The sequence below is a fragment of the Frigoribacterium sp. 2-23 genome (assembly GCF_049601585.1).
Taxonomy (GTDB): Bacteria; Actinomycetota; Actinomycetes; order Actinomycetales; family Microbacteriaceae; genus Frigoribacterium.
Window position 1 is genome coordinate 3,213,784 of the sequence record NZ_CP187126.1, and the last position, 14,781, is coordinate 3,228,564.

Consider the following 14,781-nt stretch of genomic DNA (forward strand, 5'->3'; position numbering starts at 1 on the left):
CTGCACCCCGCACCCGTCCTGCGGTTTGAAGCGCAGGAGCCGAGGAGGCGCGGCGTCAGATGAACTCGGCGCCCACGATCCGCAGGAGCTCGGCCAGCTCCGCCTGCTGCGCCGGGCTGAGCGTGTCGAGATGTGTGCGCTCGGCCTCGAGCAGGGCGAGCATGGCGTCGTCGACGCGCTCCAGCCCGGCCGGAGTCATGCGCACGAGGATGCCGCGCCCGTCACGGGGGTCGTCGCGCCGTTCGACGAGCTCGCGTTCGACGAGTCGGTCGAGCCGGTTCGTCATCGTGGCACTCGTGACCATGGTGCTCGTGACCAGGTGTTTCGGGCTCATCTCGTAGGGGTCGCCCGAGCGACGGAGGGCCGAGAGCACGTCGAACTCCCAGATCGCGAGGTGCGAGCGGGCGAAGGCCTCACTGCGGGTGCGGTCGAGCCGGCGGGCGACGCGGCGGAGGCGCGAGAACACGTCGAGGGGCGCGAAGTCGATGTCGGGCCGCTCACGCGCCCAGGCGTCGATGAGCAGGTCCACTTCGTCGTTCGTGGTCACGGTGCGGGTCCAATCGTGCGGGTCTGACACGACCATCCTCTACGCCGCGGGCGTCGGGCCCCGTCGAGACACCCACGAATCGCCGAGACACCCCTGAATTGGTGGGTGTCTCGGCGACTTCGGGGTGTTTCGGCGGCAGCGCGTGCAGCGCGTGCAGCGCGGCGCGCGGCAGCGGCGCGCGGCGGCAGCGGCGGCGGCGCGCTACGCGGCGGGGCCGAGCAGCACGGCGAGCATCGCCGCGGCGCCGCCCACGATGAACAGCAGCGTCCCCGCCTGCATGGTGCGCGTCTTGTTGCGGTCGGCCGTGGGCACGCTCACCTCGAGGATCGGGCACCCCGACCAGCCGATCAGCCCGACGCTGAGCGCGACCAGGGCGGAGCCGATCCACCACAGAGCCGCCAGGCCGCCCGACAGGAGGGCCGGGCGCCAGCCCGACGACAACAGCTGCGCGAGCACGATCGCCGCCGATCCGACGGCGACGGCGAACCACGCGGTGCCTGTCCACATGATGCGCTGGACGTTCTTCTCGGGGGTCATCAGGTCGTGAGTCACATCGACTATCTTCTCCCTCCACGGCGACGGGCGTTGCACATCCGCCTTCGAGCCGAGGAGGCGCGGGTCGGCTGACCCCTCGCTAAGAACCCCGTTTGCGGCGCCGAAGCCCGCCGAAGCCCGCCGAACCCCCGCCGATGCCCGCCGGCCCCCTACTGCACCGACGCCGTCAGCCGCGCGACGTTGTCGAGCACCTGGACGGCGGCGGGCCGGGCCAGCCACTCCTCGAGCGTGACCTCGCGCGACTTGGCGCGGTAGTCCTCTTCGACCAGACGCAGCTCGTCGACGAACTCCGAGCCACGCACCATGAGCGACACCTCGAAGTTGAGGCTGAACGAGCGCATGTCCATGTTGCTCGACCCCACGACGGCCACGTCGTCGTCGACCGTGAAGTGCTTCGAGTGCAACACCGTCGGCTTCGCGTACAGGAAGATGCGCACCCCCGACCGCAGCAGCGCCTCGTAGTACGACCGCTGGGCGTGATAGACCACGAACTGGTCGGCGACCTCGCACGCGAACAGCTGGACCTCGACGCCGCGCTCGGCCGCCGTCGTGATCGCGTACAGCATCGAGTCGTCCGGCACGAAGTACGGGCTCGCGATGATGAGCCGCCGCTGGGCACCGTAGACGAGCGCGTTGAACAGGCGCAGGTTGTTCTCGCCGTCGAACCCGGGCCCGCTCGGCACGACCTGGCATTCGAGCCCGGTGGTCGACGTCACGGTCTCGACGAACTCGTCGACGACGTCGGCGGCCGATGTCTGATCGGGCAGCGGCAGCTCGTCGGTCTCGCTGTACCAGTCGGTGACGAACAGGGCGTTGAGCCCCGCGGCCGCCGGGCCCTCGACGCGCACCATGAGGTCCTTCCAGCGGAGGCCGCGTCGGATGTTCCCCTTCTTGTTGTACGACGGGTCGACCATGTTCTGCGAACCGGTGAACGCGAGCGTGCCGTCGATCACCACGATCTTGCGGTGGTTGCGCAGATCGGGTCGGCGCCAGCTGCCGCTGAAGGGACGGAACGGCAGCATCTCCTCGAACGGGATCTCGTTCGCCCGCAGCCACCGACGGGTCGCACGACCGGCCGGGTTGCGCAGCGTCGACCAGTGGTCGTACAGCACGCGGACCGTGACACCCCGCTCGTGGGCGGCTTTGAGCGCATCGAAGAACGGCATCGTCGTCGTGTCGCGCGCGAGGATGTAGAACTCGACGTGCACGTACTTCTCCGCCGCGTCGACGGCGGCGGCCATCGCCTGGATCGACTCGGCGTAGTGCGGCAACAGCGTCGCCGAGTTGCCGGGCAGCAGGGGCATCGCACCGAGGCGACGGTTGAGCTGAACGACGGTGCCGAACCACGCCGGCTCCGTCTCGTTCTCGGTCTCGGTGTCGATGCCCGTGGTCGCCTCGAGGATGAACTTGTTGATCTCGCTCTGCTTGTCACGCCGGTCTTTGGGCAGCCTCGAGCTGCCGAGCATGCCGAACAGGATGCTGCCGGGGATCGGCGACACGAAGATCGCGAGCAGCCAGGCCATCGCCGAGCTCGGTCGTCGGTTGCGCGGCACCACCGCGACGGCCAGGACGCGGATGATCACATCGACGACGAGCACCACGGTCGGAAACACCTTGAAAACCCTGCGCCACGTCATCTGTTGATCCTGGCAGTGCCGTCGACCACGCGTCTACGCCGTCCACAGGCGGTGCGGGTTCTGCACAGCCCCACGCGAGTCGACCCGAGGAGGCACGGGTCGAGCCGGAGGCGCGCCTCCTCGGCCCCTACGCGCGCAGGTCGAGCCAGGCGAGCTGCTCGGGGGTGAGCGCCACCGCGAGCCCGGCCATCGACGAGCGCGCCTCGCTGATGGTGCGCGGCCCGAACAGCGGGAACGTCGGGAACGGCTGGTTCAGCACGAACGCCAGGGCGATCGCCGTTGCCGCGACCCCGTGCTCCGCGGCGAGCTGCTCGGCCCGGCGCAGCCGCTCGAAGTTGTCGTCGCTGTAGTAGCAGCGCACCAGCTCCTCGTCGCTCAGATCGTCGGGCCGGGCACGCCCGGTGAAGAAGCCGCGGGCCTGCGACGACCACGGCAGCAGCGGCACGCGCCGCTCCTCGAGCCAGTGCTTCGACGCGCGATCGGTCACGTGCTCGCAGCCGTCCCACGGCACGTCCAGCGCCTCGGCGAGCCCGAAGTGGTTCGACAGCACGCCGAAGCCCTGCCGACCGTTCGCGCGGGCGTACTCGTTGGCCTCGTCGAACCGGGCGGGGGTCCAGTTCGACCCGCCGTAGACGCCGATGCGCCCGGCCCGGTGGTGCTCGTCGAGCACGTCGACGAACTCGCCCACGGGCACGGCGGGGTTGTCGCGGTGCATCAGGTAGATGTCTGCGTGGTCGGTGCCCTGCCGCTCCAGGCTCTCGAGCAGCTGACGACTGAGCGACTCGGGGTCGCAGTGGGGCGTGTGCGCACCCTTCGTGATGATGACGACGTCGTCCCGGACCCCGCGATTCGCCATCCAGCGCCCGAAACGCCCCTCGAGCTCGCCCTCGCCGTACACGTAACCGGTGTCGAAGGTGTTGCCGCCCTGCTCGATGAAGTGGTCGAACATCGCGGAGGCGTGGGCCAGGTCGGGCTGGTTGTCGACCCCCATGACGAGTCGCGACACGCGCTTGCCGACGCCGGGGATCTCGCCGTAGATCATCGGCGCGTCCGACGCCACGCTCAGCGGCCGCCCGGACACCGTGGGGATGTCCGTCGTCTCGGCCTCGAACGCGTAGCGCAGGCCGATCGCCTCGCGCCAGGCGTCGAGGGCCCTGGCGTTGCCCATGCTGTCGTCGAGGGTGATCTCGGGGGCCTCGCCCGCGCCTCCTGAGCTCATCGAGGCGATCGCGGTCGTGACCGCGTCGGCCTCGAGCGCGTAGGCGGCGGCCGCGGGGATCGTGATGACGCGGGGCTCCTCGCCGATGACGCGGACGACGATCTCGGTGTCGCCCTCGGGAATCCACGGCTCTGCGACGGAGATCGACCCGGCCGAGCCCGAGATCGTGACGGTGTTGGCGTCGTCGACCGCGACGCCCGAGCGCACGGTCGCCGTGACGTCGTGGGCGAAGACGAGCTGGCCGACGGCGAACTCGTCGACGCCGGTCGGGCCGAGCGTACCGTGGCCGGTGACCTCGACGGGGTCGGCGAACGGGCGGCCGAGGGCGGCCCCCGCGACGGCGCGCGCCATCGAGACGGGGTAGCCGCCGACGTCGAGGATTCCCCCGCCGGCCGTGGCCAGGTCGTAGAGGCGACCGTCGCGCGTCTCGGTACGGAACGAGAAGGTCGCGTCGATGTGGGCGAGCTCGCCGATCACTCCCTCGCGGACGAGGTCGAGCACGGCACGGGTCTGCGGGTGGAACCGGTACATGAACGCCTCGACGAGCGGCACCCGGGCCATCCGGGCGGCGTCGACCAGGGCCATCGTGGTGCCGAGATTCGGCGTCATCGGCTTCTCGCACAACACGGCTTTGCCTGCGGCGATCGCGTCGAGCACGAGTCGTGCGTGGGCGGTGTGCACGGTGGCGATGTAGACCGCGTCGACGGTGTCGTCGGCCAGCGTCGAAGCGTAGTCGCCGACGTGCAGATCGGTGAAGCCGTGCTCGCCGGCGAACGCGGCGAGGTCGGCCCCCCGGGAGGCGTCGGTGCTGCCGATCGCGACGAGTCGCCCCGTCGAGTCGGGCAGCTGCGACACGAAGCGGCGCGCGATGCTGCCGGCGCCGAGCACGGCCCAGCGAGTCGGAGTGGCGGTGGTGTTCTCGGGTGACATCGGTGTCCCATCGACGAGGAGGTGCGGTGCGGGTGGTCGGGAGCCTCGCGTTCGAGCGCACCCGGTTCGGGAGCGCCGCGGACACGCCGCGGTCTAGCCGTGAACGTTCACGGCTCGCTGTCCGACTTCACCGTGAACGTTCACGGCGGACTCGACGGTAGCAGTATCCTCACGAGGTGGCAACGACGAGCAGGCCCGCCGGGCGAGCGGCGACGATCCTGGATGTCGCACGCCTGGCCGAGGTCTCGCGGCAGACCGTGACCCGGTCGCTGAACGACCTGCCCGATGTCAGCCCGGCCACGCGGGAGCGGGTGCTGCAGGCCGCCCGCGAGCTGAACTACCGGCCGAACCGCGCCGCCCAGGGCCTGGTCCGCGGTCGACAGGTGACGGTCGGGCTCGTGGTCGAGGACCTCCGCAACCCCTACTTCCCCGAGCTGGCGTCCGAGCTGACCCGCGCCGCCGCCGAGCACGGCTGGGGCGTGCTGCTCTGCGACGCCGGCGACAGCGGGGCCGCCGATCGCGCGACCGTCGCCCAACGACTCGCCTCGATGGCCGAGCGGGTCGACGCCGTCGTGTCGTTCACCCGCCGCGACGCGTGGGGAGCCGCCCTCACGGGCATCCCGACCGTCACGCTCGACAACCACGCCACGACGGCCGACACCGGCGTCGTCGAGATCGACGACCGCGCCGCGGCCCGGCTCGCGATCGAGCACTTCGTCCGGCTCGGGCGCCGCCGCCTCGCGATGATCGACGCCGGGCCCGAGCCGTCGGGGCGCGCGCTGGCCTTCCGCGCCGAGCTCGCCGACCGCGGACTCGCCTGGTCCGAGACGTCGGAGGTGCGGGTCAACGAGAGCACCGGCGACGGCATCCGCGCGGCCGAGTCCCTGATCGAGTGGTACCCCGACGTCGACGGAGCGCTCGTCTTCAACGACGTCCTCGCGGTCGGCGCCCTCAAGGGCTTCGCGCGGCTCGGCGTGCGCGTGCCCGAGGACGTCGCCGTGATCGGCATGGACGGGCTCGACCTCGGCACGCTCGTGACCCCTGAACTGACGACGCTCGCGCTCGACAAAGCCGACCTGGCGCGGCGGGCGGTCGACATGATCGCGGCCCTGCTCGCGGGCGACGATCCCGGCCGCTCGCGCATCTCGCGGACGCTCGTCGTCCGCGAGTCCGCACCCGCGCCTCCTCGTCCTTCCGCCGTGAACCCCGTTGCGGAAGATGAACCCCGTTAGACGGGGGTTCATCTTCCGCAACGGGGTTCGAGGAGGCGCAGCGCGGCTTCAGGAGGCGCGGGAATAGATCCCGACGCGTTACAGTTCTCCCCGGTACATGCAAACGCATCGACCCGAGGGAGTCACCATGCAGTTCGGAATCTTCAGCGTCGGCGACGTCACGACCGACCCCACCACAGGCCGTACGCCGACCGACACCGAGCGCACGCGTGCCATGCTCACGATCGCGACGCACGCCGATCAGGCCGGTCTCGACGTCTTCGCGGCCGGTGAGCACCACAACCCGCCGTTCGTCACGTCGAGCCCGACGACCATGCTCGGCTACCTCGCCGCCGCGACGACGAACATCACCCTCTCGACGTCCACGACGCTGATCACGACGAACGACCCGGTCAAGATCGCCGAGGACTACGCGATGCTCCAGGTCATCTCGGACGGCCGCATGGACCTCATGATGGGCCGCGGCAACACGGGCCCGGTGTACCCCTGGTTCGGCAAGGACATCCGCCAGGGCCTCAACCTCGCCGTCGAGAACTACGCGCTGCTGCGCCGCCTCTGGGACGAGGAGGTCGTCGACTGGAAGGGCAAGTTCCGCACCCCGCTGCAGGGCTTCACGTCGACGCCGCGCCCGCTCGACGGCGTGCCGCCGTTCGTCTGGCACGGCTCGATCCGCAGCCCCGAGATCGCCGAGCAGGCCGCGTTCTACGGCGACGGGTTCTTCCACAACAACATCTTCTGGCCGATCACCCACACCGAGCAGATGGTCCAGCTCTACCGCGAGCGCTTCGAGCACTACGGTCATGGGCGTACCGACCAGGCGATCGTCGGGCTGGGCGGGCAGTTCTTCGCGCGGGCCAACTCGCAGGACGCCCAGCGTGAGTTCCGCCCCTACTTCGACAACGCGCCCGTCTACGGTCACGGCCCGTCGATGGAGGACTTCACCGAGCAGACCCCGCTCACGGTGGGCTCGCCGCAGCAGATCATCGACCGTTACGCCACGATGCGCGACCACGTGGGCGACTACCAGCGTCAGCTGTTCTTGATCGACCACGCCGGGCTGCCGCTGAAGACCGTGCTCGAGCAGATCGACATCCTGGCCGAGCAGATCGTCCCGGCGCTGCGCGAGATCAACGAGTCGAAGCGCCCCGCCGGTGTGCCGTCGAACCCGCCGTCGCACGCCGAGCGCGTCGCCCTGGCCCGCGCCGAGGGTGCAGTGGCGAGCGAGCACGTCGCCGGCGACGACGTCTGGACCGGCTCCACCCCCGAGCCCGCCACCTCGGGCGCCGCGTTCGGCCTGTAGGCCCGCGCACCCGCTGACACACGCGACAAGGGACGAGACACCGCCGGTCCCCCGGCCGTCTCGTCCCTTCTCGTGTGTCTTGCCGCGCGCGCTCCCGCCCCGCGCCTCCTGATCGCCGCCCGCGCCCGCGCCGGCGCCCGCGCCCGAACGGTCTCAAATTTGCGACCGTTCGCGCGCGCAACGAGGTTCATGAGCGGCGAGTCGCCCGGCCTGGCGCCGAAACGGTCGCAAATTACCCCCAGGAGGCGCGGCGTCGGCAGGACGCGCGGCGCACGCCCCGCAGACCGCGTCACCACGCACGAAGGGCCGAGCACGTCTGCACGTGCTCGGCCCTTCGTCAGGCGGCAGCGCTCACGGCGCTACCCCTCCTGCACAGCCCCTACTGCTCGGTGCCCATCCGGCGGCGGCGCACCACGACCAGCGCGAGGCCGGCGACGATCAGGAACAGTGCCGCTCCCACGCCGGCGCCGACGAACTCGGAGCCGGTGAAGGCGAGTCGTGCGCCCTCCGGGATCGTGATCGACAGAGTGGCCGTCGAGCGGCTGCCGTCGACACCGGCGACGGAGTAGGTCACCGTGACCGTTCCGGCGAAGCCCGCGACCGGGGTGAACGTGATCGAGCCGTCGGCTCCGACCGTGAAGGTCCCCTTACCGGGCAGCGTCAGGGTCGGGACCAGGGCACCCGTGGCCGGGTCGACCAGGCGCACCGACGCGGGGTCGACGGCCGACGAGCCGGGGCCGTCGTTGCCGAGCACGTCGACGGTGACCGGCTTGCCGGCCTCGCCGGTGCGGGCGTCGTTCTTCGCGACCGGCGCGGCACCCACGGTGACGCTGATGGTCGACGTGCTCGCGCCTCCATCGATGTCGACGACACGGTACGAGGCCGTGACCGGGCCCGTGAAGCCGACCGTCGGCGTGAACGTGATCGCTCCGGTGGCGGCGTCGACCGCGAACGTGCCCTTGCCGACGACCTCGAGCGAGGTCACGGCGTTGCCGTTCGCGTCGAGGAGGCGCGTGGCGGCCGCATCGATCGGCGTACCGGCGTTGCCGGGGGTGTCGTTGCCGGTCACCGCGACGGTCACGGGGGTGTTCTGCGGCGTCACGGCCGTGTCGGGCTTCGCGGTCGGGGCGACCGCGTCGACCGTGACCGTGACGGCGGCCGTCGAGACCTCACCGCCCTGGTCGGCCACCTGGTAGACGACCGGGGTCGTCTTGCCGGTGAAGCCGCGCGCCGGGGTGAACGTCACCGCACCCGTCGCGGGGTCGACGCGGTAGACGCCCTCGCCCTTCACGGTCGCCGTCGTGCCCTTGTCGGACACCACGACTCCGTCGGCCTGGACCGTGTTCGGGAACCGGACGGTCGTCGGGTCGACGGGCGTGCCGCCGACGACGCCGGCCTTGTCGTTCGCCGCCACGTCGACGGTCACCGGGGTGTTCTGACCCGTACGAGCCGTGTCGTCCGCAGCGCCCGGGGCGACCGGAGTCACCGAGACCGTGACCGTCGAGCTGGTCGTCTGGTCGTCGACGTCGCCCACCTGGTACGTCACCGGGGTCGTGTCACCGCGGAAGGCGGGGTCGGGGGCGTACGTGACGTCTCCGGTCTTCGGGTCGATCGTGTTGACGCCCTCGCCGGGGACGGTCAGCGTCATCCCGCGGTCCGAGACGACCGCGTCGGCGGGCTGACCGCTCGTCGGGAAGACGACGCTGTTCCGGCGGAGCGGGGTGGCCGCGTTGCCGGCCGAGTCGTTGACCAGCACGTCGACCGTGGTCGAGGCGCCCTGCGTCGTCGTCGCGGTGTCGGGGCGGGCGGTCGGGCTGACGGCCGTGACCGTCACCACGAGGCGACCCGTGCCCGACTGACCGTCGGTGTCGGACACCTGGTACACGACCGGGGTCGTCGTGCTGGCGAAGCCCTGCGCGGGAGCGAATGTCACGGCTCCCGTGACCGGGTCGGCCGTGTAGACGCCCTCGCCGGGGACGGTCAGCGTCCGGCCGCCGTCCGTGACGGTCGAGCCCGCGGGCTGCCCGGCGGCGGGGAAGACGACGGTCGTCTTGTCGACCGGGGTGCCGCCCGCGACGCCGGGGGCGTCGTTGACGGTCACGTCGACCGTGACGGGGGTGTTCTGCTCGGTCGTGGCGTCGTCGTCGCCCGGCTTGGGGGCGACCGGCGTCACGGACACGGTCAGCGTGGCCTCGGCGGTGGTGCCGTCTACATCGGCGACCTGGTAGGTCACCGGGGTCGCGTCGCCGCGGAACGCGGGCAGCGGGGCGAACGTGATCTCACCGGTCTTCGGGTCGATCGTGTAGACGCCCTCGCCGGGCACCGTCAGCGTCCTGTCGCCGTCCGAGACGACCGCGCCGTCCGGCTGGCCGGTGGCCGGGAACAGCACGGACTCGGGGTCCAGAGGCGTCGCCGCGTTGCCGGGCAGGTCGTCCGCGAGCACGTCGACCGTGGTCGACGCACCCTGCGTCGTCGAGGCCGTGTCGGCGACCGCCGTCGGACGCACCGCGTCGACGACGACCGAGAGGGACGCCGTGTCCGTCTCGCCGCCGGTGTCGGCGACCTGGTACACGATCGCCGTGGTGGTCCCCGCGTAGCCCTGGGCCGGCGTGAACGTCACGACACCCGTGGCGGTGTCGACGCGGTAGACGCCCTCACGGTCGACGGTCAGGGTCGTGCCGCCGTCGGAGACGACCGCGCCGGAGGTCTGACCCACGGTGGGGAACCGGACGCTGGTCGGCTCGATCGGCGTTCCGCCCTTCACCCCGGGCTCGTCGTTGCCGGCGACGGCGATGCGGACGGGCGTGTTCTGCCCGGTGCGGCCGGAGTCGTCGACCGCGATCGGGCCCACGGGGGTGACCGTCACGGTCAGCGTCGAGCTTGTCGTCTGCTTGTCGACGTCGGAGACCCGGTAGGTGACCGCCGATGCCGCGCTGCGGAACAGGGGCTCCGGAGCGAACGTGATCTCACCGGTGGTCCGATCGACCGTGTAGACGCCCTGGCCCGAGACCGTCAGCGTCCTGCCGCCGTCCGAGACGACGGCGCCGGTGGGCTGCCCCGACGCGGGGAAGACGACGGTGGTCTCGTCGATCGGCGTCGTCTTGTTGCCGGCGGTGTCGTTGGCGAGCACGGGGACCGTCGTCGACGCGCCCTGCGTCGTCGTCGCGGTGTCGGGGCGGGCGGTCGGGGTGACGGCGCCGACGGTCAGCTCGAGGCGTCCCGTGGCGGACTCCCCGCCCGTGTCGGACACCCGGTAGGTGATCGGGGTAGGCGTGCCGGTGTAGGCGCGCTCGGGCGTGAACGTGACCTGACCGGTGGTCGGCGACACCGTGTAGGTGCCCTGACCCGGGACGGTCAGCGTCCGGCCGCCGTTCGACACGGCCGCGCCGGCCGGCTGACCGTCGGCCGGGAAGACCACGGTGGTCTTGTCGATCGGGGTGCCGCCGGCGACACCGGGGGCGTCGTTCGCGGTCACATCGACCGTGACGGGGGTGTTCTGCTGCGTCGAGGCGACGTCGTCGGCGACCTTCGGGCCGACCGGCGTCACGGTGACGGTGAGCGTGGCCGTCGAGGTGGCCCCGTCGGCGTCCGCGACCTGGTAGGTGACGGGTGTGGCGGTCCCGCGGAAGGCGGGTGCCGGGGTGAAGGTGACGGCGCCCGTGGTGGGGTCGATCGTGTAGACGCCCTGACCGGGGACGGTCAGTGTCTTGCCGCCGTTCGAGACGGCCGCACCGGCAGGCTGTCCGGCGGCCGGGAACACGACGGAGCCCGGCACGAGGGAACCGGTGTCGTTGGCGAGTACGTCGACCGTGGTCGCGGTGCCCTGCGTCGTGGTGCCCGTGTCGTCCTGGGCGACGCCGAGGTACGTGACCGCGGCGGTGCTCTGGGCGCGGTTGCCGCGGGTGTCGGCGACCGAGTACCGGGCGGGGGTCGGGTTGCGCGTGAAGCCGGCCTCGGGTGTGAACGTCAGCGCGCCCGTGGTCGGGTTGACCGTCCACGTGCCCTCGCCGGGGACGGTGAGGGTGCGGCCGTCCGACGAGACCGTCGAGCCGGCGACGCCGTTCGTGGCGAGCTGGACCGTCGTCGGGTCGATGTCGCCCTGGGCGTTCTTCAGGACGTCGACCGTGACCGGCTGGCCCGGGCGGTTGCCGGTCGACTTGGTGTCGTCGACGCTCGGCTTCAGCGGGTTGGAGAACACGCACGAGATGTCGCCACCCGACGCCGGCACCATGAATGACGCCGTCGAGCCCTTACCCTCGGAGACCTTCTTGCCGTCGACGAGGTTGGTGCAGACGTACGACGTGTCGTAGTCGTTCACGTTCGTCGTCGTGTTGCCGGCCGACTGGGTCGCCGTGTACGACTGGCCGGGCAGGAGGATGACGGGGCCGGCCGTGGCGGGCTCGCCCTTGGTGCCGGTCGTGGCCTTCGCAGGCGTCTTGACGTCGCCGCCGCCGATGGTGACGGTGAGCTGGTCGTCGGCGTCCTTGCGGCCGTTCGAGAAGCCGGCCTGGGCCTGGCCGGTGGTGGGGACGGCCCGCGACGCCAGGTCGTTGACGGGGACGATCGTGCCATTGAGCGTGATGCTGCCCGACGAGACCCTCTCTCCCGTGACGGGGTTCGCCTTGATGAAGGTGTCGGCAGTCGCCCCCGAGATGTAGAGGTAGCCGTCGGGGCCGAAGGCGAGCGAGTTGAGCGCGGAGGACGGGACGATCTCGGGCCCGACCGGGGTGGCCGCGCTGGTCGTGCCGCCCTTGAGGTTGGCTGCGTCCACCCGGTAGAGCTGCGCCTTGCGGGGTGTGACGTTGGCCGCCGTGCTCGAGATGAAGTACATGTTGCCCTGGCGGTCGAACGCGAGGTCGCCGTTCGTGCCGGGCGCACCCGTCACAGTCGCGGTGAAGAGCGTCGACGCGTTGATGGTCGTCGACGAGGGGTCGTACGACATGAACGTGAACGTCGTGTCGCTGGCGTTGCCACCGAAGAAGTACAGGCCCGTCTTGGGGTCGATGCCACCCATGTTGCCCGAGACGGTCGGCGTCGCCGGGCGTCTGACCGCCGTCCACGTGCCCGGCGTCGCACTGTAGTTGTAGACCGTGCTCGAGCTCGCGGTGATCAGCCGCTCACCATCGTTCGAGATGCCGATCTGGTTCACCGTGCCCGCGTTCGCGGGGGTGGTGAGCACCGTGTTCGCATTTCCGGTCGCCGGGTCGACCGAGACGATCTGCGTCGCGTTCGTGCCCGACTGCGTGGCGTACAGCAGGTCGGCCGAGAACTTGTCGGCGGCCGAGGCGGCCTGCGGGGCCAGCACGACGGCACCCGCCGCGACGAGCGCGGTGATGGTCGCGCCGGACAGGAATCCGAGTCGGCGGTGCGGTCGGGAGCGGTGTTTGGGAGACACGGGTGCCCTTCGGGTCGAGGCGACGGCCATCGTTCGGGGACGGCCGGGCGACCGTCCTGTCGGGGGACGGTCTCGTGGCCGCCCGTCGTGGGGCAGCCGAAGAGCCGCCCTTCGGTAGGTGGCTCAGCAGCCGTCTGATCCAACGGCTGTCGATCAGCCTAGGGTTCGGACCTCCGGCTGACGAGGTGACGGCGGTCCCCAATAAAGGGGACACACACCGGACCGGCGCGAGTCAGGTGACCCGCGCCTCCTCGGCTAGGCGGCGAGCGCGCGGTACGAGCTGGTGTGGAAGGTGTGCACGGCCGCGGCGTCGAAGACGGTGCGCAGCGTGAAGTCCGCGCAATCGCCGAAGGTGCCGATGCTGATGGCCGTGTCCGACCGGTGCAGGACGCCCTTCGAGGGGCCGTCCGAGCCGATCCCGGCGCGGTGCACCATCCACTCGAGATCGCGGGCTTCTTCGTCGAGGTAGCGCATGACCGCCTCGTTGTCGGCGTGCTGACCGATGTACGCCCGAGCGATGGTCGCCCGCACCGCGCGCAGCGGCAGCGCGAGCGGACGCCCGGGGGCGGCGCTGAGGCCGCCGGCTTGGTAGAGGAGGCGCGAGACACCCTGGCGACGCATGGCCGGGACGAGCGTGCGGACGAACTCGGTGTTGACGCGACGCGTCTGCTGGGCCGCGACGTCGCCGATCATGGTGACGACGGCATCCGCGCCGTCGAGGAGCGCGTCGAGATCGGGACCACCGGTGATCGAGCCCTGCACGACCGTCAGGTCGTCGTGCCTCCTCGTCATCTTGGCGGGGGTGCGCACGAGGGCGCGCACCCGGTGCCCCTGCTCGAGAGCGAGGCGCGTGAAGTGCTGCCCCGTCTGCCCGGTGGCACCGAAGACCACGATCGTCTTGCTCGAGTCCATGGGTCGTCCTGTCGATGGGGCGTCGTCCGACGCTCGGGGATGTGGCTAAGCGGCCGAGCATCAATCTAGTCACTGTCTAGTAAGTAGTCAACGACTAGATTGCCTAGACTGTGGGAATGACCGGGCAGCCCTTCCATCACGGGAACCTCCGGGCCGTGCTGCTCGAGCAGGCCGAGGTGATGCTGCGCGAGGGCGGCCTCGACGGGTTGTCGCTCCGCGAGCTGGCGCGGCAGGCCGGGGTGAGTCACGGGGCTCCACGAAGTCACTTCGTCGACCGGCAGGCGCTGTTGGACGCGCTGGCCGAGCGGGGCTTCGCCCGACTCACCGAGGAGGTGCGGGTCGCGTTGAGAGGGCGGGCCCCGCTCCGAACCCGGTTCGGCCGCGTCGCGCAGGCCTACGTCGGCTTCGCCATCGACGACGCCGCGCTCATGGAACTCATGTTCGCGGCCAAGACCAGCGAGCGCCCCGGGCCGGCCCGAGACGCGGCCGAGGGCCTGTTCGGCGTGCTCGACGAGGCCATGGGTCCGGCCGACGCAGACGACTCCGCCGGGTCGCGGGACCAGTTCAAGCTGATGTTCGGCGCCACCATGCAGGGCATCGCCGCCCTCGTCGCCTCGCGGCGCATCTCTCGCCCCCAGGGCGAGGCCCTCGTCGACGAGGCGACGGACATGCTGCTCGAGTCACGTCTCGGTGCTCGGGCGGTCAGCCGGCGTTGACGACGCGCGCCTCCTCGGTGACTCGAGGCGGCGACGGCGCTAGGCGTCGAGCGACGCGAGGTACTCCGCGTTGCCGCGCAGGGCCGGCTTGTAGCGGCCGACGTTGCGCAGCGTGCTGCCCGCCTGCAGGTAGCACCGACGCCGCAGGTCGCCCACCAGGCCCGCGTCCATCGCTCGGGTGTAGAGCTCCAGGGCCCGCGCCTCCTGACCGTCGGTGTCGTAGGCGCCGCCGACCTCGTAGAGGACGCGCGCGTCGTCGGGGTGCCGCTCGAGCAGCGGCTCGAGCGCCGCGATCGTCGGCGCCATGTGGGCACGGTCGCGGGCCGCGAAGATGCGGT

Annotated in this window: 10 protein-coding genes; 3 read left to right on the top strand and 7 right to left on the bottom strand. The window is 71.3% G+C overall.

What is annotated here, in order from left to right; translation table 11 throughout:
* Positions 1-55 precede the first annotated feature (55 nt).
* From ACPEEZ_RS15105 to ACPEEZ_RS15120, 4 genes are all read right to left on the bottom strand, one after another.
* Entirely contained in the window at positions 56-577 is a 522-nt protein-coding gene (locus tag ACPEEZ_RS15105; protein ID WP_423920888.1) for a MarR family winged helix-turn-helix transcriptional regulator, read from the bottom strand.
* Between the two features lie 171 nt (positions 578-748).
* Positions 749-1,099: a hypothetical protein gene (locus tag ACPEEZ_RS15110; protein ID WP_423920890.1), complete on the bottom strand. Its 351-nt coding sequence runs from the start codon at positions 1,097-1,099 to the stop codon at positions 749-751.
* Between the two features lie 152 nt (positions 1,100-1,251).
* Positions 1,252-2,739, bottom strand: a complete 1,488-nt coding sequence (gene cls / locus ACPEEZ_RS15115; protein WP_423920893.1) for a cardiolipin synthase — start codon at positions 2,737-2,739, stop codon at positions 1,252-1,254.
* 127 nt (positions 2,740-2,866) lie between these two features.
* Positions 2,867-4,888, bottom strand: coding sequence for an aldo/keto reductase (locus tag ACPEEZ_RS15120; RefSeq protein WP_423920895.1), 2,022 nt, complete (start codon positions 4,886-4,888; stop codon positions 2,867-2,869).
* A 176-nt stretch (positions 4,889-5,064) separates the two neighbouring features.
* Between ACPEEZ_RS15120 and ACPEEZ_RS15125 the strand changes: the two genes are divergently transcribed.
* Both ACPEEZ_RS15125 and ACPEEZ_RS15130 read left to right on the top strand, forming a co-directional pair.
* Entirely contained in the window at positions 5,065-6,120 is a 1,056-nt protein-coding gene (locus ACPEEZ_RS15125) for a LacI family DNA-binding transcriptional regulator (protein WP_423920897.1), read from the top strand.
* A gap of 127 nt (positions 6,121-6,247) precedes the next feature.
* Positions 6,248-7,420: an LLM class flavin-dependent oxidoreductase gene (locus ACPEEZ_RS15130; protein ID WP_423920900.1), complete on the top strand. Its 1,173-nt coding sequence runs from the start codon at positions 6,248-6,250 to the stop codon at positions 7,418-7,420.
* Between the two features lie 379 nt (positions 7,421-7,799).
* Here ACPEEZ_RS15130 and ACPEEZ_RS15135 read toward each other — a convergent pair whose 3' ends face one another.
* A complete protein-coding gene (locus ACPEEZ_RS15135) occupies positions 7,800-12,815 on the bottom strand; it encodes a beta strand repeat-containing protein (protein ID WP_423920903.1) in 5,016 nt (1,671 codons plus the stop codon).
* 255 nt (positions 12,816-13,070) lie between these two features.
* A complete protein-coding gene (locus ACPEEZ_RS15140; RefSeq protein ID WP_423920906.1) occupies positions 13,071-13,727 on the bottom strand; it encodes an NAD(P)-dependent oxidoreductase in 657 nt (218 codons plus the stop codon).
* Positions 13,728-13,843: 116 nt separating this feature from the next.
* Here ACPEEZ_RS15140 and ACPEEZ_RS15145 point away from each other — a divergent pair, with 116 nt between their 5' ends.
* The gene (locus tag ACPEEZ_RS15145; RefSeq protein ID WP_423920909.1) at positions 13,844-14,443 is read left to right on the top strand and encodes a TetR/AcrR family transcriptional regulator; all 600 of its coding nucleotides are present in this window, start codon (positions 13,844-13,846) and stop codon (positions 14,441-14,443) included.
* 39 nt (positions 14,444-14,482) lie between these two features.
* Here ACPEEZ_RS15145 and ACPEEZ_RS15150 read toward each other — a convergent pair whose 3' ends face one another.
* Positions 14,483-14,749 (bottom strand): tetratricopeptide repeat protein, encoded by a 267-nt coding sequence (locus ACPEEZ_RS15150; protein WP_423920912.1) that lies wholly within the window; start codon positions 14,747-14,749, stop codon positions 14,483-14,485.
* Positions 14,750-14,781 lie beyond the last annotated feature (32 nt).